Source organism: Gynuella sunshinyii YC6258 (genome assembly GCF_000940805.1).
GTDB lineage: Bacteria > Pseudomonadota > Gammaproteobacteria > Pseudomonadales > Natronospirillaceae > Gynuella > Gynuella sunshinyii.
Window position 1 is genome coordinate 2,079,749 of the sequence record NZ_CP007142.1, and the last position, 24,908, is coordinate 2,104,656.

Annotated in this window: 3 protein-coding genes (1 of these 3 cut by a window edge); all 3 read left to right on the top strand. The window is 56.8% G+C overall.

What is annotated here, in order from left to right; all coding sequences use genetic code 11:
- Tightly spaced (each overlapping or abutting the next), the 3 genes in view from YC6258_RS09245 to YC6258_RS09255 form a layout consistent with a single transcriptional unit that may run on beyond the window.
- The gene (locus YC6258_RS09245) at positions 1 to 11,121 is read left to right on the top strand and encodes a non-ribosomal peptide synthetase (RefSeq protein ID WP_044616743.1); all 11,121 of its coding nucleotides are present in this window, start codon (positions 1 to 3) and stop codon (positions 11,119 to 11,121) included.
- Positions 11,118 to 23,840 (top strand): non-ribosomal peptide synthetase, encoded by a 12,723-nt coding sequence (locus YC6258_RS09250; protein WP_044616744.1) that lies wholly within the window; start codon positions 11,118 to 11,120, stop codon positions 23,838 to 23,840. Before YC6258_RS09245 ends, YC6258_RS09250 begins: the two co-directional genes overlap by 4 nt.
- Positions 23,837 to 24,908, top strand: the 5' end (the start) of a protein-coding gene (locus YC6258_RS09255; RefSeq protein WP_044616745.1) for a non-ribosomal peptide synthetase. 5,582 nt of this gene lie beyond the right edge of the window; only the first 1,072 of its 6,654 coding nucleotides appear in the window; its start codon is at positions 23,837 to 23,839; its stop codon lies beyond the right edge, outside the window. Before YC6258_RS09250 ends, YC6258_RS09255 begins: the two co-directional genes overlap by 4 nt.

Sequence of the window (24,908 nt, forward strand, 5' to 3'; positions counted from 1 at the left end):
ATGGCTTCGGACTTACTGACGCAAACACAGGGCCTGCCTTCAGGTTGCGAAAAGCTGACTTCTTCACAACAGGCCGTCTACCTGGATCAGATCATAAATCCGGAAGTACCGGCCTACAATATAGGCATCAAGATAAATTGTGACAGCAGGTTCGAGCCGGACAGCATCAGAGCCGCTGTCGAAGCCCTCTGTGTTCAGCATGCTTTTTTACGGGCGGTACTGGTAGAAATTGAAGGTGAAGTGCTGCAAAAGACCAGCGGGGATTTTAAGCCGGAAATCGAGTTTGTTGATTATTCAGGTATCGAAAATGCCTCTCAAGAGGGTGATGAATATCTGAAACAACGCCTTCATGATACCTATGATCTGTTCCGAGCCGGCTGGCGGGCAGTGGTGGTTAAAGTTAACGATCACTACTGGAAAATACTGCTGTGTGGCCACCATCTGTTTCTTGATGGCGTGTCAGTGGTTAATCTGTTTGAAGGTTTTCTACGCAACCTCGAACAACTTCATTTGGGTGTAACCTTCGCACAACTGACTCAGGCAAGTGACTGGAGTTACCGGGATTACATTCAGGAAGATCAGGCATATCGCGCTTCTGCCCGTTATCAGAAAGACAAACAGTTCTGGCAACAGAAATACCAGACCATTCCCGATTGTGTACTGCCACCTGTCGGCGTACCGTCCAAAGCCACAGACAAAAGTACCTTCGAACGTGTCTACATCCCCCGGGCAGTCTATAACCAACTTGAAAAACCGATCACCGCGCACGGATTATCGATGGCCCATTTTGCCATCGCCCTGATTGCCTGTTATTACGCACGTCTGAAAAATCTCGATGAACTGGTCATCGGTGTACCGGTTCATAACCGAACCAAAGCCCGATATCGTCATACCATCGGTATGTTTGCGTCGATGATGCCGGTCAGGCTCCGCATTGATAAAGGCCAGTCATTTTTATCACTGCTCGAAGAGGTTTCCAGAGAAGTTCGCAGTGGTTTTCGTGCCCAACGGTTTCCGGTGGCCGAAATCAATCGGCTGTGTCAGCTATCCCAGATCGGCCGGCGGCAGTTGTTCGATATCAGCGTGTCTTATGAAAGCAAATATGTTGAGAGCGATTATGCCGGTGGCACATTTAAGGGTATTACCATGCCGCTCGGGTATGAAAACACTCCAGCTGCACTGGCACTGAAAGATCACTATGAACAAGGCGATATTTGTCTGGAGCTGAACTGCAACTCCCTGTTTGTCGAAGCCGACGAAGTACTGCGGGTCTGCCAGCGCTTAAAGTATATGGCAGAAGTACTGTCTGAGGGTTTGAATAAACCGATTGCTGAGCTACCCATCGTCACACCGGATGAACAGCATGATCAGGTACACACCCTGAACCAATCGTTTTTCGCCTGGCGTGAACGTCAGCCAGACAGGCCAAAACTGATACATGAGTTATTTGATGAGTGTGCCGGGCGTTACGGTGATCAACCGGCGGTGCAGCATCGTCCCTGCGAGGGTACAGAGGAGCTGCTTGGCTACCAGCAGTTACGTACCCGTGTGGATCGGGTGGCCCGTTACCTGTGCGAACGGGAGATACCGTCGGGCAGTATCGTTGGGGTTTACCTGTCAAGGCGCGCCGATTTGCTGGCTGTTATTCTCGGTATCCTCAAAGCCGGATGTGCGTACCTGCCACTGTCAGTGGAGACGCCTGTTGACCGTGTGATCAAACTGACAGGGCTGACCCGCAGTCCGTTATTGTTGGTAGACGATCAGACCACTGTCGAACAGTTTGCCGGCGACCCTGCCATGGTTGTGGTTACGGCTGACAATGCTCTGGCTTACGACAGTTCAGCAGTCGTGACCTTTCCTGTCGTGCATCCAAACGATCTTGCCTATGTCACGTTTACGTCCGGTTCTACCGGTGAACCGAAGGGCGTCATGGTACAGCATGATGCCATACAGAGTATTTTTCAGGCCTGGCGCGAGAGCTATCCGCTGAGTCCTGGCAACTGTCGTATTCTGCAAATGGCTAATGTGAATTTCGACGTTTTCAGCGGTGACTGGGTGCGGGCATTGTGCTCGGGAAATACGCTGATCTTGTGCGACCGGCAGAAACTGTTGTCTCCCGCGCAGCTCTATCAGGAACTGCTGGACTGCCATATCACCTTTGCCGAATTCGTACCCGCCGTACTGCGTAGTTTAGTTGAATACATGATCACGGAAGGGTTGCGATTTCCGCCGCTGGACATGCTCGTCGTCGGCTCTGACAGCTGGTACCACCACGACACCAAACAACTGTTGAGTGTGCTCGGGGAACAGACCCGGTTTATCAATTCTTATGGTGCCACCGAAGCCGCAGTGGACAGTACCTGGTATGAAATTCACCCGGATCAGGCCTTCGTTGGCAATATGGCGCCCATTGGCAAGCCGTTTGCCAACACCTGTACCTACGTGCTTGATGATAATGGCCAGTGTCTGCCGTTTGGCAGTATTGGCGAACTCTACATCGGAGGCCCTGGGGTCAGCCTCGGTTATTTGAATCAGCCGGAGTTGACGGCAGAGAAGTTTGTACAGAACCCCTTTCTGCAGGATGGCAGCCGTTGTTATCGCACGGGGGATATGGTGCGTTATCTGGCCGATGGCAATATTGAGTACATTGGCCGTACCGATAACCAGATCAAAATCAATGGCTATCGGATTGAACTGGCTGAGATCGAGGATCAGCTGGCGGCCATCGAATTTATCAAACACGCGGTTGTCACCGGACAAAAAAATCACCTTGGTACTCCCCGGCTGGTTGCTTATATCGAGTTACAGGACGACATCAGTGCCGGGTTGCAGCCGATACCGGCCATCAAAGAAACCCTCAATCGCAACCTACCGAAGTATATGGTGCCGGCTGCGTTCAAGCTGATTGATCAGTGGCCGTTGTCGGCGAATGGCAAGGTGGATAAAAAAGCATTGTCGACCATAGATGCAGATATTTTCCATGATGACTATCTGCCGCCTGTTTCAGCCGCAGAAAAAATCCTGACGGATATTTGGGCGAAATTGTTTCGCATCGATGCAGAGCAGCTGAGTATCAATGCCAATTTTTTTGAACTTGGCGGCGATTCCATTTTATCCATCCAGGTGGTATCGCGCGCGTCCGCCGCGGGTTTGAAACTGACCATCAAACAGGTATTTGAACATCAGACTATCGCCGAGTTGGCAGCCTCTACGGAACTGCGTGCTGCCACTGTTGTGGATCAATCTCCGGTCACCGGATCGGCACCGTTGCTGCCGATTCAGATGCGGTTCTTCGATGATGAAACCGGCCTCGATCATTACAATCAGTCTATCCTGCTGACGACCACCCCGGCGTTTGACCCGCAATGTCTGCCGGCGCTGGTGCAGGCGCTGTATCAGCGTCACGATGTGTTGCGGCTGCGGTTCCATCATGCTGCCGATGGCTGGCAGGCGGAACACCTGCCGCTGACGGATGAACGTCTGCACGACACGGTGGATATCGTTACCTTGCCAACGGTCGATCAGGAGCTGCTGCAAACGGTCTGTGATCAGGCGCATCAAAGTCTGTCTGTGGGTGATGGTCCGCTGCTCAAGCTGGTCTATATCGGTCAAGCGGATGCGGCGACTCCCGGTTATTTGTTCATGACCGTTCATCACCTGGTCGTGGATGGGGTGTCCTGGCGGATACTGCTGGAAGATATTCATACCCTGCTGGATCAGCATAAAGCTGGCAAACCATTGAGTCTTGCGGCAAAAACCACCTCCTATCAGACCTGGGGCCGGTTTCTGCACGAGTATGCCCGGTCGGAGGTATTTATTGAGCATCTTAACTACTGGCACGAAGTCAGTCTTATGGGTACCGACAGCTTTCAGGCTGCTGCTCCGGTCATCACTGAGACTCCGCCAAAATCCACCGGCAGTATCAACATCGGATTTGATGCCGAACTGACCGGGCCCCTGATCCATCAAGCTGGCCGGCGTTATCGCACCAATACCACCGAGCTGCTGCTCAGCGCTCTCTATCTGGCCATTTACCGGCTAACCGGATGCACTCGCGTAGCCGTCGATCTGGAACACCATGGTCGTGAAAATCTGAGTCCGGAGATCGATCTCAGCGAAACTGTTGGCTGGTTTACCAGTCTCTATCCCCATGTGCCTGTCCTGTCATCGTCGTTCGACTGGCACGATCCGGAAACACTGATCTGCGAAATAAAAGAAAGTGTTCGGCGAATTCCGGTCAATGGTATCGGTTATGGCCTGTGTCGTTATCTGTTACAGGATGCCGCCGTGCCACCGCAGGCCGACATTGCTTTCAACTATCTCGGCCGTTTTGAAGCCCTTGCCGATGGTCGTTATTTTTCCGCCATCGTTGAAAACTACGGTCAGGTGAGCAGTCATCTGCGCCAGCCGGAACATGGTCTGACGTTCGACGGCTGGGTCAAAGATGAGGCACTGCAATTTACCCTGAATTACGACACCACCCGCTACAACGAAGCGTTTGTCCAGTCACTGGCAGATCAGTTTGCAGCAGCGGTCAGGGAACTGACCGGACATTGTGTGGCCACCGGTCATGGCCGCCTGACACCCTCAGACATCGACCTGACCACCGTCAGCCGGGTTCAGTTACAGGCCTGGCAACAACAGTTTGAACAGCAGAACCGCACTCTGGTGAACGTCTATCCGGCCTCGATGATGCAGCAGGGTATGCTGTTTCACAGCCTGTTCGATAAAAGCAGTTATCACACTCAATTGCTGTTTGAGCTGAGCGGCGAATTTGATACCGAAGCGTTCCATAGAGCATGGCAGCAGGTGCTGGAGCGCCACGATATCCTGCGTACCTGCCTGGTGGCTCAGCAGGATGGTCAATGGCAGCAACTGGTCTTCCAGGGCATCGAACTGCCATGGCGATACGCAGATATCAGTGATCAGCCTGAAGCAGAACAGCATCAACTGATCGAAGAATACCGGCTGGAAGACAAGCGTCAGGGCTTTGATCTCAGTGATGCACCGTTGATGCGGGTGGCGGTGTGGAAAACGGCTGCCCGGTGTCATCAGATACTGTTGTCGCAACATCATATCCTCACCGATGGCTGGAGCATGCCGCTGATACTGTCTGAACTGCTGGCACTGTACGCCGCCGGACTCACTCGGCAACCCTGTCAACTGGCCAGCCCGGTACCGTACCATCACTTTATTCGCTGGCAGCTGCAACAGGACAGTACCCGGGCCCGCCACTACTGGCAGCAACAGCTGGCAGACTTTCAGACGCCGACACCGTTACCCGGGCAACTCACCCGTAGCGGTGGAGCGCATCCGCACAGCCCCGGTTACACCCATCTGCAAGTTGTGTTCAGCCCTGCCGAGACCGCCCGGTTGAGCGCGTTTGCGCGGCAGACCCAGACCACCGTGAATATTGTTTTGCAGGCAGCCTGGGCCTGTCTGCTGTCCAGTTACAGCCATGAAACCACGGTGACGTTCGGGGTGACCACCTCCGGTCGCCCGGCCGAACTGCCAGGGGTGGAAACCATGGTGGGGCTGTTTATCAATACGCTGCCGGTCATGGTGGATGTACCGGCTGATGTCACCATTGCCGACTGGCTGCAACAGCTGCATCAGACTCAGGTTGGCAGTGAAGAATTCAGTTATCTGCCGTTCGCGGAAATCAACCGGCTGGTGGACAAAGACCCTCATACACCGTTGTTCGACAGTCTGCTGGTGTTTGAAAACTATCCCTCCGCCGAGTCTCTGGATCACAGTCTGGAAGCCGCGTCATTACAGCTCACGGGTCTCCATAATTACGAAGAAACCAATTTCCCGCTGACCGTAGTCGCCACGCTGGGTGAAACCCTGGCACTGGATCTGGGCTTTCTGGCCGGGGATTTTGATGCGGACATCATGAATACTCTGCCGCAACGGCTCAAACAGATGATTCTGCAAGTGACAGACGACGCCCGCCAGCCACTCGCGGCCATCAGTCCCGTCGATGCTGTCGAGCAACAACAACTGTTGAACGAGTTTAATCGGACCGCACGACCCTTTGCTGATCAATTGACCATGCATCAATGGTTTGAGCAGCAGGTCCAGGCCAGCCCGGACCATTGCGCGGTGATCTGTGGTGACGAACGTCTGAGCTATCGTCAACTCGATGAGCGTGCCAATCAGCTGGCCCATCTGCTGCGTGCCAGACAGGTGGGTGCCAATACCCCGGTCGGGCTGGCCTGTTATCGCAGCCTTGAAATGATCATCGGTCTCTGGGGCATACTCAAGGCCGGTGGCGCATATGTGCCGTTGGAGCCGGATTATCCCATTGAGCGCCTGCAGGACATTGTCGATACCAGTGGACTGCAATGGGTACTGACCCATCAATCGGCAGGGGTTAAATTGCAGTCTGTCACTCAGATCGTCCTGGATGAAGGGTCGGTCATCGATCAGCTGGATGCTCAGTCAACGGCTGCGATCACCGAAGAACCGGCGTGTGCCACCGATCTGGCCTACATCATTTTTACCTCCGGATCGACCGGCAAACCCAAAGGCGTGATGATTGAGCACCGGGCGCTGGTCAATCGTATCGACTGGATGCAACGCGAATATGGTCTGGATCACAATGACGTGGTCCTGCAAAAAACGCCCTTCAGTTTTGATGTCTCGGTGTGGGAATTCACCTGGCCACTGGTCTGTGGTGCCACTCTGGTGGTGGCCAGACCGGAAGGTCATAAAGATCCACACTATCTTCAGGCCATCAGTGCTGAACACCGGGTCACGACCCTGCATTTTGTGCCCTCCATGCTGCGAGTCATGCTTGAAAGCGGCCAGTGGAGCGGGTTCAGCAGTGTCCGGCAGGTGTTCTGTAGCGGGGAGGCGCTGACCACGGATCTGGTCGAACGTCACTATCAGCAGCATCACGCTGCGCTGCACAACTTATATGGCCCGACGGAAGCGGCCATCGATGTCAGCTATTTTCCCTGTCAGGCTGCGCCGGCTGGCGTTGCGACCACTGCGGTCAGCAATGTGTCCATCGGTTGGCCGATCCAGAATATTCAACTGTACATACTTGGACGACAGCAACAGCTGTTACCGGTGGGGGCCGTTGGCGAACTGTATATTGGTGGTGTCGGCCTTGCCCGTGGCTATGCCCGGCGCGATGACCTGACCGATGAACGTTTCGTGCAGGTAAGCCTTACGGATGCCGCCCCGGTGCGCCTCTACCGGACTGGAGATCTGGCGCGCTGGCGGGCCGATGGCAGCATTGATTATCTCGGTCGCATGGACGATCAGGTGAAGATCCGTGGCCTGCGTATCGAGCTGACCGAAGTGCAGCAGCACATTCTGGCGCTCGCCGGTGTGCGCTCGGCGGCCGTCATTACCCGACCTGACCGGCTTCAGCAGCCCCGCATCGTGGCCTACGTGGTCGGTGAGGAGGGCGAGTCTTTGCAGCCGGAACAGATTCAGACCGCTCTGCAGTCACAATTACCCGATTACATGGTGCCGGCTGCTGTCGTGATGCTGGCGGAACTGCCGGTCACCGGCAATGGCAAGCTTGACCGCAAAGCCCTGCCGGATCCCGATTTTAATGCCTCCGGTGACGAATATGTTGCGCCCCGCGGAGAGCTGGCCCAACGACTGACACAGATCTGGTCTGATCTGCTGGCCCTGCCGGCTGAACACATCAGTGCCGGCGATGACTTCTTTGAACTGGGGGGGCATTCGTTACTGGCCATCCGGCTCATGACTGCGTTGCGGGCTGAATTTGATCCGGACATCGATATTCGCAGCGTGTTCGAACGCAGCCGTTTACAGCAACAGGCCGAGTGGCTGGCACAACGGGCACAACGCAGCAACCGGACAACAATGGCAGTGCCGGTGATACAGCCGGCCGGCGACTGGCATCTGCGAGACTCCATTCCGGCGTCGTTTGCCCAGCAGCGACTGTGGTTTCTGGACCGGGTCATGCAGGACAGCGCCCAATACCATCTGCTCGCTGCCATCGAGGTGACCGGAGCGTTCAGGATCACCATTGCCGAGCAGGCACTGAACACAATTCTGGACCGGCACCCGGTACTGCGCTGTCAGTATCACGGTGAAGGCGAGCAGGTGTTTCAACGCATCAACCGCGATCAGCGTTTGACTGTCAGCCGACTGGGCCACCATGGTGCCATGGCCGCCGAGTGTTATCCGCAGATGGCCGGTTTTGTCCGTCAGCCGTTTGCCCTGGATCGGGATTTGCCGATACGGGCCGGCTGGCTGGAAACTGCCGATGATGCCGGCGTACTGCTGCTGGCCATGCATCATATTGCCTTTGATGGCTGGTCGATGACCTTGCTGGCGCAGGAATTTTCAGAACTGTACTCCGCTGCGCTGGAGCAGCGGCCGGCGCAACTGCCCGCGGTTGAACTCAGTTATTTTGACTATGCCGTCTGGCAGCGGGATTTTCTCAACGCCGATCAGCCGGCTTTGCAGGCGCAGCTGGAGTACTGGCAGACCCATCTCCAGGGGATTCCCGAAGTACACAGTCTGGTGACTGATTTCCCCCGTCAGGCCAATCAACAGCATATTGCCGGTCGTTGTGACATCCATCTGGATCAGAGCCTGCTGCAGGATCTCAAAATCCTGGCCGGTGCCGAAAAAGTCTCCCTGTTCATGCTGCTGCATGCTGGTTTTTCAGTGCTGTTGTCCCGTTATGCCAATGACACCGATATTGTCATGGGCACGCCGGTGGCCGGACGGTTGCAAAAAGAACTGGAAAACGTCATCGGCATGTTCGTCAACACCCTGGTACTGCGGGCGGATTGCCGGCCTGAACAGACGTTTCGACAGTTACTGCACGATATCCGCGACACCCACTTATCGGCGCAGCAGCATCAGGATGTTCCATTCGAATGGCTGGTGGAGCAGCTCAATCCGGGTCGCAGCGCCCATTACAGCCCGATCATCCAGATCATGCTGAGCATGAACAACAACCAGCCGATAGATATGCAGCTGCCGGATCTGCAACTGACCCTGCACGATGGCCAGCAATATCTGCAACGTCAGGCGGCCGAGGCACTGGAGTTTCCCGGCAAGTTCGAGCTGCTGCTGAATGTGGAAGAACAGGCCGATAGTCTGCTGCTGGTATTTGAATACAGCCGTGCTCTCTGGCAACCAGAGACCATGGCGCGGCTGGCAGACAGTTTCGCGACCCTGCTACGGGCCATTGTTGATAACAGTGATCGTCGTCTCGACGAGCTGCCATTATGTGCTTCAGCCGAGGGATTATCGGCACCGATGGTTGCACATGAACGCGGTTATGGCCCGGAGGATTCCATTGCCCGGCTGTTCGAGCAATATGCCGACCGCAGTCCGGAACAGATTGCGCTGGTAGCGGCCGGTCAACACCTGAGTTATGGCGAACTCAACCGCCGCGCCAATCAGCTTGCGCGTCATCTGCAAACCCTGGGCGCGGCTCCCGGAGCCCTGATCGGCACTTGTCTGCCGCGCTCGCCGGAGTTGATCGTGGCGCTGCTGGCCATACTCAAGACCGGTGCCGCCTACGTGCCACTGGATCCCGATTATCCGCCATCGCGACTCGACTACATGCTGAGCGACAGCCAGCTGAGTATCCTGATACAGTCGGCTGCACCGGCGACCTCATGGACTGCGACCGGAGTAAAGGTCTGTACCCTGGACGCCACGCTGCAACAGGCGCTGGATCAGTTGGCGACGGATAACCCTGACTGCCCGTCGCAGGCAGCAGATGCGGCCTATATCAACTATACCTCCGGCTCCACCGGGCAGCCTAAAGGTGTAATCACACCGCATCGCGGTGTGCTGCGACTGGTACGGCAATGCCGGTTCATGACGCTGGATGAACAGACCCGTTTCCTGCAACTGTCATCGATTTCCTTTGATGCCGCGACCCTGGAAATCTGGGGGCCGCTGCTGAACGGCGGCAGTCTGGTGCTGTATCCGGCCCAGGCCTTCGATATTCAGATCCTCAATCAGTTGATCCGGCAACATGACATCAACAGCCTGTGGCTGACATCCGCCCTGTTCGACCTCTGGAGTCATGCCGAGGGGCTGGAACATTGTCACTCCCTGCGCTGGATCGCCGCCGGCGGTGATGTGGTCAACCCGCAGGCGGTGCGACGGGTCTATGAGCGGCTGCCGGAAGCCACGCTGATCAACGGTTACGGGCCGACCGAAAACACCACCTTCACCTGCTGCTATGCCATTCCCGCGACCCATCCGGCCGTACAGGCACTGCCTCTGGGAACGCCGGTCAATGGCACCCGTGTCCATATTCTGGATCGTCATCAGCAACCACTGCCCCAGGGTGCCATCGGCGAACTGTATGCCGGGGGTGAAGGTCTGGCCCTTGGTTATCTGCATCAGCCGGAACTGACCCGCGAACGCTTTATCGATCATCCGCAATTCGGCCGTATCTATCGCAGTGGCGATCTGGTGCGTGTCAATCACGCCGGTCAGGTTGAATTTGTCGGCCGTGTTGACGATCAGGTGAAAATTCGCGGTTACCGCATCGAACCCGGTGAAATTGAACGCCGGTTGTTGAGCCATCCGGCGGTACAGGCAGCCGTGGTGGTGGTGGTGTGGACCGATGACGCGCAGCAGAAGGATCTGGTGGCCTATCTCGTGGCGACTGATCCGCAGCAGACCGAGAGCGCCATTAATGCCGCCAGAACCCATCTGCGTGAACAACTGCCCGCGTACATGGTGCCGGCGTTCTTCATGGCTTTGGATGAAATCCCGGTCACCCGCAACGGCAAGGTGGATCGGGGGGCGCTACCGCGTCCCGTCATCAGCGCCATCGGATCGACCTATGTCGAACCGGTTAGCGCGACAGAACAGCAATTATGTGCCATCTGGAGCCGGCTGTTGAAAGCCGATGCCGCGAATATCAGCGCCACGGATGATTTTTTCGATCTTGGCGGTCATTCGCTGCTGTCCATCAAACTGCAAACCGAAATCAAAGAACACTTCGACATCGAAATACCCGTAGTGACGATATTTGAAGCCAGCACCTTAAACACCATGGCCGCGAATATCGACATTCTGCGGATCCAACATGGTATGGCAGACGACACCGCCACTGACGAACACACCGACAGGGAAATATTTGAACTATGAATATGTTTGACTTACTGGCAAAGCTCCACCAGCAACACATCAAGGTCACAGCTGAAGACGGTCAGTTGAAACTGGATGCTCCGAAAGGCGCCATGACCCCGGAACTGTTACAGCAGATCAAAGATCATAAGGCGGACATTCTGGCCTATCTGCAATCTTCCTCACAGCAGGACAACCGTATTGAAGTTGTGGATCGTGGCGTACCGCTACCGTTGTCCTTTGCCCAGCAACGTCTGTGGCTGGTGGACCAGATGGAAGGCGGCAGTTCCCATTACAACGTCTGCAGTGCATTTGAAGTCGATGGTGGGTTCGATGTAGCGCTGGCGCGCCAGGCCTTCCAGAGCATCATTGATCGTCATGAAACCCTGCGGACCGTATTCGTTGCCGATGAGCAGCACGGGGCTTTGCAGGTCATTCGTGAAGACTATGAGTTTGAACTGCTGACGCTGGATTTCAGTGGCAGTGCACGCGCTGACAGCCACGAACTGATTACCGAAAAAGTCCTCGCCGAGGCCGCTTATCAGTTTGATTTACAGCATGATCTGATGCTGCGCATCCGCTATCTGCAGTTTGCCGGTCAGCAGGGTGTCCTGTTGTTCAATATTCATCATATCGCCTCCGATGCCTGGTCTCTCGGAGTGCTGGTGAACGAATTTGCCGAATGCTATCGGGCACTGGCCGGCGCTACCGCACCACAATTACCAGTGCTGGCAATTCAATACGCCGACTACGCCGTCTGGCAGCGCCAGTGGTTATCGGGCGAGCGCTTGCAGCAACAACTGGATTACTGGAAGACGCAGCTTGTGGATCTGCCTCAGGTACACAGCCTGCCGCTGGATTTTCCGCGCCCCGCGCAACAGACCTATCGCGGTGTCAGTCATATCGAGCCGGTAGCCGATGAGGTGTATCAGCAGCTGACCCAGCTGGCCAGAAGCCACAAAGCCACCTTGTTTATGGTCTTGCACGCTGCGTTCAGTGTGCTGCTGGCGCGTCATGGTCACAGCTCCGATGTCGTCATCGGCACACCGGTGGCCAACCGGCTGCAAAAATCCCTCGAACACCTCATTGGTTTTTTCGTCAACAATCTGGTGCTGCGGGTGGACTGTACGGATAACTGCTCCTTCACCGAGCTGCTGGCGCGGGTCAAAGACATCAACCTCAAGGCTCAGAGTCATCAGGATGTACAGTTCGACCAGGTGGTGGAACAGCAGAAACCGGAGCGCAGCAATCAGTACACGCCTCTGTTTCAGATCATGCTGAGCATGAACAACAACGATTCCTTTGAGTTGACGCTGCCGGACTGCCGGCTGGCGGCACTGCATCCGGATGAGATTGAAACCCGATACGAACTGATTCTGTATGCCGTTGAGGAACACAACCGATTGTCCTTTAACTGGGTTTACAACAAGGCCTTGTTCAAGGCCGATACCATTCACCGTCTGGCCGGGCATCTGAATCGATTATTGAGCGATATCGGCCGTCACCCCGAAACCCCGATATACCAACTGGCAATGCTCAACGATGCTGAACAACAGCAGTTACAGGATTTCAGCCAGGGATCGGTTCCCCAAGCGCTGATTCATGAAGCCGAACCCATATCCGTGCTGACGCAATTTGAACAGCAGGCCGCGGCGACGCCAGAGGCCTGTGCTGCTGTCTGCGGTGAGATGCGGTTGAGTTATGGCGAGCTGAATCAACAGGCCAATCAGCTGGCCAGACGGATGCAGCTACAGGGTGTCAAAGCGGGTGATCGGGTCGGTCTGTACCTGCCCCGCAGCATCCGTCTGCCGGTGGCGATACTGGCGGTGTTCAAACTGGGCGCCGCCTATGTGGCGCTGGAACCATCCTATCCTCGGGCTCGGCTGCACTACATGCTGGCCGACAGCGGCGCGACGCTGGTACTGAGTCAGACCTCGCTGCCCTATACCGACGAACGGCCACAACAGATACCGGTACTGGCGGTGGATGATCATGCATCAGGCGCAGCGCTGAGTGGTGATAATCTGCCGGCCGTGGACCCCGGAGCGCTGGCCTACGTGGTGTACACCTCCGGGACCACGGGTCAGCCCAAGGGCGTGGCCGTCAGTCAGACCAATCTGGCCGCCTATGTGTCTGCTCTGCTCAGCGTTTATCCGGTCCCTCAGGGATTGCGCTATGGACTGTTGTCTACCGTGGCCACCGATCTCGGTAATACCGCGCTGTACACCTGTTTGATGCACGGCGGCGAACTACATCTCATTGATGACGATACCGCCACTGATGCCCAGGCTTTCATGGCGTACCTGCGTCAGCAACAGCTGGCCTTTTTGAAACTCACGCCGAACCATTTCAATGCCCTGTTCGCCACCGAAGAGATCGACGCGACATTGCCGTTGCAGTGGCTGTTTGTGGGTGGTGAGGCCAGTCATGGTGAAACCGTCAGCAAGTTGCGGCGACTGGCCGGCAGTGGCTGTCGGGTGGTGAACCACTATGGCCCGTCGGAAACCACGGTTGGCGCGACGACCTATGCGCTGACAGCTGATCAGCAGGATGCGGTGGTGCCCATTGGCCGACCATTGCCCCATGCCTGCACCTGGGTGCTCGATCATCATCGTCAGCCGGTGCCTCAGGGCTGCATCGGGGAGTTGTATATCGGTGGAGATGGCGTTGCTCAGGGATATCTGAACCAGCCCGAGCTGACGGCGCAACGGTTTGTGGATAATCCATTGGGTGACGGGAAACTCTATCGCACCGGTGACCTGGTGCGTTATCTGCCGACCGGTGAACTGGAATTTATCGGCCGGGTGGATGCCCAGGTGAAAATCCGTGGTTATCGCATCGAACTCGGCGAAATCGAACAGCAGCTGGCGGCCATCGACGGCGTGCGTGCGGCAGTGGCGGTCATTCTTGAGGACGACAGCGGCGCAAAAAAAATTGCCGCTTATGTGGTCATGAACGGCGAGCCGGCAGGTGACGTTGAGGTTATGCGTGAGGCCCTGGCGCAGATGCTGCCGGATTACATGATTCCGGCCACGTTTACCTTTCTGCCGCAACTGCCATTGACGGCTAACGGCAAAGTCGATCGCAAAGCCCTGCCAGATCCGGATGAGCACGCCACCGGCACGCAATATGTGGCGGCGCAGAATGAGATTGAGCAGCAGCTCGTCGATATCTGGGCCCGAGTGCTGAAAGCCGATACCGCAACCCTCAGCACCACGGCCAATTTCTTTGAGTCGGGCGGCGATTCCATTCTGTCGATTCTGATGATTTCCCAGGCGGTGAAGGCCGGACTGGTGTTATCACCCAAACTGCTCATCAACTACCAGACCATTCAGACTCTGGCGCCTCATGTAAAACGGAAAAATGCACCCCAGGTCCAGCCCGCAACCGACAACGCCAGCAAAGGCGAGCAGCCGCTGTTGCCGGTGCAGCATCGTTTCTTTGAGTGCGAGATCGAGCCGCATCACTATAACCAGTCGGTACTGATTACCACGCCCGCTGGTTTCAGTCTTGAACAGCTGCGTCATGTGGTCAGCTGGCTGGTCAGAAAACACGATGTCCTGCGACTGGGTTTTGAACGGCGTCAGCAGGGCTGGCACGGTCATTATGTGCCGGTCAGTGAAGAGACGATGCAGGCCACTGTGCGCCATATCCGGGTGCCATCCCTGGCGACGGATGCCCTCAGCAATACCCTCGATGAAATTCAACAGAGTCTGGTGCTCGATAGCGCACCGCTGATCCGGTTTGTCTGGCTGACCACGGCTGATAACGCCGCCGGCCGGCTGTTAATCGTGGCGCATCACCTTGTCGTCGACGGGGTGTCCTGGCGTATTCTGCTCGCGGATATGGAGCTGCTGATGCAGCAGGCAGACAACCATGAGGCGCTGCAACGCTGGCAGGCTCAGAAAACCACTTCCTACCAGCAGTGGGCGCAGCAGCTGCAACGATACGCTGGCAGTCCGCGTGCCGCTGATCGTCGCGCGCGCTGGCAGCGGATTCTGCAGGCTGATGCGCCGCTGTCTCTGGCAACCCGTGACGATGCTGGTCACGGACATCATGGTGAGGCCGGTGAACACCGTTTTACCCTGAGTCCTGAGCTGACTGTACTGCTGTTGAAACAGGTGCCCCGGCGCTACCGCAGCAACATTCATGAAGTGCTGTTGACCGCTCTGTATCTGGGACTGTCGCAATGGGCGGATGTCGATACCCTGCGCATCGATCTGGAAGGTCATGGCCGTGAAACCGGTTTGGCTGATTTGGGTGAAGACCTCGATCTGAGCCAGACCGTTGGCTGGTTCACCTCGGTGTATCCGATGCTGCTCAGTGCGGATCGTTACGATCTCGCGGCGGCGCTGTCTGCGGTCAAGGACCAGCTGCGGCTGATCGATCATGGCGGTTTGGAATTCGGCATTTTCAAATACCTGCTCCGTGACGAGGCGTTTGTCCGCTGTCCCGCATCACCGGTGATTTTCAATTATCTCGGCCAGTTTGATCAAAGTCTGGCCGATGACAGTGCCTTCGCGCTGACCACAGAGTCCAGTGGCTGTGAAATCAGTCCCCGTCGACCCTTGGCTTACGAGCTGAACATCAGTGCTGTGATCGTTGAGCAGACGTTGCAGTTCAGTATTCTGTTTGACCGTCAGCGGTTCACCGATGCCTCCGTGGCGCAGTTGAACAGCGCCGTTGAATCGGCCCTGCATTCGTTGATTGACCACTGCCTGAGCATACCTGAAGGTACCTGTTCGGCCGCGGATTTCCCGCTGGCCCATCAGGCTGAACCGGGGTTGCAGCAGGTACAGCTGAATGCCTTGCGCACGGCCGGATACCAACTGCTTCCGCAGTCGCCGGAATCGGCCCGCGAATCGGACAGCGGTACCGGCATCAATACCGTGGTGGATATCTATCCGGTCACGGCGATGCAGCGTGGTCTGCTGTTCCACAGTGCGGTGGAAGGTGGAGCCTATGTATCGCAGCTGGTCATGACCCTGAAGGGTGATCTCAATCTCGAATATTTCCGTCGTGCCTGGCAGTCCGTGGTCAGCCGACATGCAATTTTCCGGACCTTCTTCATTGGTCTGGATGCGGCTGCCGCGTTTCAGGTGGTCACCCAGGCGGCGCAACTGCCGTTTCAGCAGGAGGATCTGAGTCAGCTGCCAGCCGATAAACAGCAGGCAGTGCTTGAACGGCTGGTGGCCGAGGACAAGCAACATGGCTTCGATCTCCAGCAGGCACCGCTGATGCGGGTGAACGTCTGGAAGCTGGGACCACAGCATTTTCAGGTGCTGTGGAGCCGGCATCATGCTCTCAGTGATGGCTGGAGTTCGCAGCAGGTGTTCGAAGAAGTCACCGCAACCTATCAGTCGTTGTTGCAGCAGCAATCGCTGCAACTGCCCGAACCACCGCCTTACCGCAACTATATCGCCTGGTTGCAACAGCAGAACGTAACCGCTGCGCGGGATTTCTGGCGTCGTTATCTGCAACCGGTCAATGCCCCGACCCGCATCGGCGTTGCCGGAGTTGCGGTCAATGGTGATGAAACCGGGTTGGGTCGGGAAATATTGCAGCTCGACGCGGCGTTGTCTGAGGCCATGGCCACCCTGGCGCGCCAGTCCCGTACCACCGTCAGCACGGTGGTGCAGGCGGCCTGGGCGTATCTGTTATATCGCTACAGTGGTGAGAACCGGGTGACGTTCGGGGAGACCGTTTCCGGTCGTCCGGCGGATCTCGACGGTGTTGAAACCATGGTCGGGCTGTTCATCAACAGCCTGCCGGTATCGGTTGAACTGCTACCGCAGAGCACTGTGCAAAATTGGTTGCAGGCGCTGCATCAGGCCAGTATCGAGCGCAGTGAGCATGGATTTGTGCCGCTGGCGGATATCCAACAGCTCAGTTCCTTGAGCAATCACAGTGAACTGTTCAGCTCGCTGATCGTATTCGAGAGCTACCCCGGCGAGCAGGGTGGCGACGACATGGCCGACAATGGCTCCGGCCTGCAACTGGAATCGGTGTATACCGATGAATACACCCACTACGATCTGACCTTGTGTGTAGAACCCGGTGCGGCGATTGAGTTCCGGCTCGAATATCAGCGGCACCGCTATGCGCCGGTGATCATTCAGCAGATGCTGACGCATCTGCAACGCATACTGCATCAACTGGTCGCGGCTCCGGATGCCCGAATCGCCGATATTGAGCTGCTGTCGGCCGATGAGCAGCGCCTGCAATTACAGCAGTGGAACAGCCCGCAGGTGCAATACGCCGGTGCGGCCACCATTCACGAACGCTTCCAGGCCCTTGCGGCACAATATCCGCAACGGCTGGCAGCGGTGCATAACGATGACAGCATCAGCTATGGCGAGCTGGACCAGTATGCCAACCGGCTGGCCGGTTACCTGCGTGCGCAGGGCATAGGCAAGGGCAGTCTGGTGGCTATTTATGCCTATCGTTCGGTGCATTTTCTGGCTGCCATACTGGCGACCATGAAAGCCGGCGGTGCTTATGTGCCGCTTGATCCGGTCAATCCGCCGGAACGTATCCGCTACATGCTGGAGGACTCCGCCAGCGCTGTCGTCATTACCCAGAGCGCATTGCTGGAGCGGATCGACAACGCCGATGCGATCAATATCTTCTGCCTGGATCGTGATCAGTCGCGGTTGTCGACCTGTTCCGATGAAACGCCGGTGGTTGAGGTTGGTGCTGATGATCCGGCCTATATGATCTACACCTCCGGTTCCACCGGCCGGCCCAAAGGTGCGCTGGTTCATCATGCTGGCGCTTTGAACCATATCGATGCCGAGTTCGATGTACTGAACTTCATGTCCGCTGACCGGCAGTTGCTGCCGAAAAACTTCCTCCTGAGTGCGGCCTCCAGTTCCGATGTGTCGGTCTGGCAGTTCCTGGCACCGGTGATCAGTGGCGGGCACACCGTGGTACTCGACGATATGACCGATTTCGCCGGTCTGATGCAGATGCTGCAACAGCATCGCGTGCATCTGATCCAGTGTGCCCCGGTGTTATTGCAGCTGCTGGTGGAATATGTTGCCGATCTGCCGCCCGCGCAGCGGGAATTGCCGGATCTGCAATGGATGATGTGCATTGCCGAAGCCGCTCCCGTCAAGCTGGTCAATCGCTGGCTGTCGCTGTATCCCGATATTCCTATCATGAATGGTTATGGTCCGTCGGAGGCATCCGACGACATCACTTACTACATCGTTGATAAGCCGCTGCCCGATTCCGAACGCAATATTCTCATTGGTAAGCCATTGCCAAACCTGACGGCCTACATCGTCGATCCGCAACTGCGGCTGCAACCCCTCGGTGTGCCCGGAGAGCTGTGTATTTCCGGAGTCGGGGTCGGGCCGGGGTACTGGCGTAATCCGGAAAAGACCGGCAGCAGTTTTGTCAGCAATCCATTCTGTGCCGATGGCAATCCTTATCAGGTGCATGGTGACCGCATTTATCGCACCGGTGACCTGGCGCGCTGGTTGCCGGACGGCAATCTGGAATTTATGGGTCGTCTGGACAATCAGACCAAAGTGCGCGGTTTCCGTATCGAATTGGGTGAGGTGGAGGCCCACCTGGCACGCCTGTCGGGTATCGGTGAAGTCGCCGTGCTGGTGCGTAAAGACAGTCAGGGCAACAACACCCTGGCGGCCTACATCGTTTGTCGCTCGCAGCCGCCATTGACCGTGCAGCACATCCGCGACCAACTGAGCCAGAGCCTGCCGGACTACATGATTCCGGCCACGTTCACCTTTATGGACAGAATGCCGCTGACCCCGGCAGACAAGATTGACCGCGCAGCATTGCCGGAACCGACGGTGGAACTACGCGAGGATTTCATTGCCCCGGCTGGTGAAAAGGAGATCAAGCTGGCAAAAATCTGGCAGGAGTTGCTGGGCATGGCCCAGGTCAGTAGTAATGACAATTTCTTTGCCTGTGGCGGTGATTCCATTCTGACCATTCAGCTGGTTTCACGGGCCCAGCGGGTGGGGGTGAACATCACGCCACGGCAGGTGCTCGAAAGCACCAGTCTGGCAGCGTTGGCCGCCGCAGGCAGTGATGAGCGGCGGATCGATGCCCCGCAGTATCCGATCACCGGGCAACAGCTCTGGCTGCCGGTTCAGAGACGCTGGCTGGCGGGTGACCAGACCGATATGCAGCATTACAACCAGTCGTTTCTGTTACGGCCGCCGGCCGGGTTCGAGGTCGGTCACCTGCAACAGATCCTGACTGCGCTGTATAAAAAACACGATGTCCTGCGACTGAGCATACAGCCGGCCGCCGGCGTTTATTGTCCGTTTCAGTCGACATTGATCCACGATGCCATCGGTCAGGAATCCATTGCCGGTCTGGCCGCGACCGACAAGGAAACGCGACTGCGGCAGATCTGTGAGCACGTCCAGACCACCCTGTCCTGGGCGGATAACCGATTATTACGGGCGGTGCTGATTGATGCTGACCGCGATGAAGAACGGCGTCTGTTGCTGGTGATCCATCATATGATCGTCGACGGCGTCTCCTGGCGCATCATCAAGGCCGATTTCGAGCAGGCATGGCAGCAGCTGCAGGCCGGCCAGAGTATCGATCTTGGTCCCAAAACTTCGTCATTCCAGCAATGGGCCGGCGCGCTTTATCGTTATGCCGAAACTGGCATCAGCCAGACCGAACGCGAGTATTGGGAGGCACAGCAGAACACCCGCGTGACACCGTTGCCCATCGATCAACAGAGCGATGACAACACCATGGCAGCCGCCGCGGAACTCCGCTTTGAACTGGATCGCGAGGTCAGCGCAGAACTCGAAGGTCAGTGTCACCAGGCCTACCGCACCCGCAGTGATCACCTGATTATGGCGGCGATTGTGCGGGCCTTGAACCTGTGGTTCGGGCTGTCCCGCATCAAGGTTGAACTCGAAGGTCACGGCCGTTTTGACCAGCTCGATCAGCTGGATGTCAGCGAGACCGTTGGCTGGTTCACCAGTCAGTATCCACTGGTATTCGACACCCGTAACGACTGTAACGTTGCCGAGCTCATCACCAGCGTAAAAGAAACGCTTAACGCGGTGCCGAATGACGGTATCGCTTATGGCCTGCTGTTCGGTGATCAGCCTGTTGATGATGTCCAGATTTCCTACAACAACCTCGGTAAAGTCGATACCACGGCGGCGGCTGGAGAGGCGTTCGGTATTGCCACCGAAGCCTATGACAATGATGTCAGCCCACGCCGGCAGCGGGAATATCCGCTGTCCTTCAGTGTCAAAACGGAGGCGGGAATACTGTCTCTGACCATCCATTACAACCGTCACGAATACCGGGTGGACACCATCGATGTGCTTGGCGCGCAGATCATTCGTACTCTGACCGGGCTGGTCGGCCATTGCCGCAGTCGTCAGAGCCGTTACTTTACCCCGAGCGATTTCCCGTTATTACCGGTCACACAAGAGCAGTTGCGGACGTGGCAGCAGAGTTATCCGCAGTTGCGCAAACTGTATCCGGCGACGGCGATGCAGCGTGGCATGTTGTTCCACAGTGCGCTGGATGCCTCGGCCTATTGCTCACAATTGGACTTGAGATTAAACGGACCGCTTGAGACCGAAGCCTTTCGGCAGGCCTGGCGGGCAGTCATTCGCCGTCACGATATTTTCCGCACCGCGTTTGTCGGCAGTGAGCATCACCAGTTAGTGGTGCAGGATGCCGAGATGCCCTGGACCGAGCAGGACTGGCGGCAACTGAGTAGCGCACAGCAGGATCAGCAGTTCGCAGCTTATCAACAGGCCGACAAAGCCCGAGGGTTTGATGAAACCCAGATTCCGCTGATGCGCATGTCACTGTTCCGCCTGGAAGATAACGTTTATCGGCTGTTGTGGAGCAATCATCACGTACTCATGGACGGCTGGTCGCTGCCAACGGTGTTTGCCCAGGTCATGGAATATTATCAGGCGGGTCTCAGTGATCCGGAGTCAACTGTCAGTCTGGTGCCACAAGCGCAGTATGAAGACTACATCGGCTGGTTGCAGCGACAGGACAAGAATGCTGCAGAAGGGTTCTGGCGCAGTTATCTGGCATCCCTGGAAACTCCAACCCATTTGAGCCTGCCGGCGGCCACGACCATTTCGGACGAGAGTTCTGGTGAATGCCGGCTGGACCTGCCGGCGGCGTTGACGGCGCAGCTGCAACAGCGTGCCCGACAGCACAGAACCACTCTGAATATTCTCATGCAGGCAGCCTGGTCCTATCTGCTGCATTGTTACAGTGGTGAAGATCTGGTGCTGTTCGGTGAAACAGTGGCCGGGCGACCAGGCGATCTCAATGGTGTTGAAGACATCGTCGGGCTGTTTATCAACAGTTTGCCCGTCAAGGTGGATTTCAGTAGCGACATGACCATTGCCGACTGGCTTCAGGCACTGCATCACGACAGCTCCAGCCGCAGTGATCATGGCTTCCTGTCATTGCCGGAAATACAGAACTTAAGCCCATTGGGCAATGGCGTGTCACTGTTTGAAACCCTGCTGGTGTTTGAAAACTTCCCGGTGGCCAGTCAGTTGCAGGATCAATCCATCCTGACCGTCAGTGATGTGCTGGCCGACGAACAGACCAACTTTGATCTCACCCTGGTCATTTATGCCGGTGATACCCTGGCGCTGAACCTGCGTTATCAGCCACAAACCCATGATCACACTGCGGTGCAGACTTTGCTGCGGCATTTCGCCGGCATTCTGGAAAGTCTGGCGGATCCGCAACGGCTCAAGCTCAGTGAGCTGACCATGCTCGACCCTGAGGAAACCCGCTGGCTGCTGGATCCGGCTCTGCGCCCGGCCGCGCACCGGCCTGCGGACAGCGAACAACGACTGGGTGACGTTGCCCGTCGGGCCGCTGAACAACCCTTGCAGAGTCTGTTTGAACAGCAGGTTGAACGCACTCCAGCGGCAATTGCCGTGGTCTGTGAAGGTGAGTCGTTGAGCTATCAGGCCCTGAATGAGCGGGCCAATCAGCTGGCGGCGGAGCTGCGAACTCATGCACTGCCGCCGGACGCCCTGGTGGGCATCTGCCTTGAGCGTTCCGTGGACATGGTGGTCGCCATACTGGCAGTACTCAAGGCCGGTGCGGCTTATGTGCCGCTGGATCCGCACTATCCGCGCGAGCGACTTGATTACATCGTCAGTGACAGCGGCATGACGTTGCTGCTCACGGAAACCCGACTGACGGAGCGTTTCAGTGAACAGTCATCGCTGACCCTGATCTGCTCTGATCAGGACGAAGTACAACAGCGTTTGCGTCAGCATCCGGCCGGCAATCCCGAATCTTTGCCGGGTGCCGGCAGCCATGATCTGGCGTATATCATCTATACCTCCGGTTCCACCGGTCAGCCCAAAGGCGTCATGGTCGAGCATGGCAACGTGCATCGGCTGATGCAGGTAGCACAGCTGGATTTTGAATTTAACGCCGATGATGTCTGGACCTTGTTCCATTCTTTCGCCTTCGATTTCTCGGTCTGGGAGATCTGGGGGGCGCTGAGCAGCGGTGCGCGACTGGTGGTGGTACCGAAAACGGTGGCGCAGTCGACCGAAGAGTTTTACCAGCTGCTGGCGCGTGAACAGGTGACGGTACTGAATCAGACGCCAACGGCATTCGAACAGCTGTGCCGCATGGATGAACTGCGGCCACAGCCGCTGGCGCTGCGTTATGTCATTTTCGGGGGTGAGGCGCTGAAGCTCGAATCCCTGCGCAGCTGGATCGGCCGTCATGGCGACAGCCAGCCGGCACTGATCAATATGTACGGCATTACTGAAACCACCGTGCATGTCACCTGGCGGCGTATCACTGCCGCAGACATCCGCAACGGTCGTGGCAGTCCGATTGGCTATCCGCTGGCAGATTTGCGGGTGTACATCCTGGATGCGCATCAGCGGCCGGTACCGGTCGGCTGTGTCGGTGAAATATATGTCGCCGGTGCCGGGGTCACCCGCGGTTATCTGCACCGGCCGGAGCTGACCGCCGAACGCTTTGTGAATTCGCCGTTCGCTGCCGGAGAAACCCTGTACCGCACCGGTGATCTTGGCCGCTGGCTGGCCAGCGGTGAAATCGACTACGTCGGTCGTATCGACCATCAGGTCAAGATCCGTGGTTTCCGGATCGAGCCGGGTGAGATCGAGCAGCACATCATGGCCCTGGATTGTGTCAATTCAGCTCTGGTGACGGTGCATAACCAGGCTTCGCTGGTTGCCTATCTGACGCCGGCACAGAGTCATCGGGCTGAGCCGGCACAGCAGCCGGAACTGATCGCCGAGGTAAGGGCAGCGCTGCGGCAGTCGCTGCCGGAACACATGCAGCCGACTTTCTATGTGGTCATTGCTGCCTTCCCGTTGACCGCACACGGCAAAATTGACACCCGGGCACTGCCGCAGCCGGATATCGGCGGATTACAGCAGAGCTATCGTCAGCCGGCCGAAGGCTGCGAGCAGACCCTGGCTGAACTGTGGGCCGGACTGCTGGATATCGACGCAGACAAAATCAGCGCAGATGCCCATTTCTTCGAACTCGGCGGTCATTCGCTGTTACTGATCAAAGCCGCAGCGGCCATTCGAGATGTGTTCGCCGTGGTGCTGAGCCTGCGGGAAATTCTTGAAAACCCACGCCTGAATGAACTGGCGGCGGTGATCTATCAGCATCGCCTGACCCAACAAATAACCATGGATAACGACGACGCGTTACAAGCAGATGAGGTGGAAACGGTCATATGAATAAAATCTCGCTTTTCGAAGCGCTCCACGCCAAAGGAATCAAACTGCAACTGGATGACAACCTGAATCTGAAAGTCAGAGGCAAACAGGAGAATCTCGACCCCCGGTTATTGCAGACCCTCAGGGATCACAAGGCCGATATCGTTCGCTGGTTACAGGAAGAACAGGCAGCGTCCACCCCGGCCATCGTCGCCGTCGACCGTCATCAGCCCTTGCCGGCCTCGTTCGCCCAGCAGCGGCTGTGGTTTATCGATCAGATGGAACAGGATAGCCGCCATTTTCATATTCCCGGCGGTTTGCAGATACAAGGCGCGTTTGATGAAACCGTGGCCGAACAGGCGCTGCAACGCATCGTCGACCGGCACGAACCGTTACGGACGGTGTTTCAGGAAAGTGACCAATATCCCTTGCAGATCATTCGCACCGATGTGTCGTTTACGCTGGAATGCCATGATCTTTCCAGCATCGAAAACCGGGCTGACCAGGATGCCCGCGTGAGTGAGATTCTGCAGGCTGCCTTGAGCCGGCCGTTTGATCTCAGTCGTGATCTGATGATCCGGGCCAGCTGCATTCGTCTCAGTGAGCAGTCGCGGATCCTGTTTTTCAATCTGCACCATATCGCCGCCGATGGCTGGTCGATGGCCGTCATCTTTCGTGAATTCATGGCCCAGTATCAGACCATTGCCACGGCCGCTGCCGATCCGTTACCACCGTTGAAGGTGCAGTATGCCGATTACGCGGTCTGGCAGCGTGATTTTATGACCGCCCGTGGTACTGGTTATCAGCAACAGTTGAACTACTGGCAGCAGCAGCTTCAGGGGCTGCCGCAGTTACACAGTCTGCCAACAGATTTCAGTCGCCCACGGCAGCAGAGTTTCAATGGCCGTATCCATCGTGTCAGCCTGCCAGCGGCGCTCCAGCAGCAGCTGGAACAACTGGCCGCCGCCCATGACTGCACCTTGTTCGTGTTGCTGCACAGTGCTTTTTCGTTGCTGCTGAATGCCTATGCCGATGATTCCGATATCGTTGTCGGCACTCCGGTGGCCAACCGCCTGCACAGTGAACTGA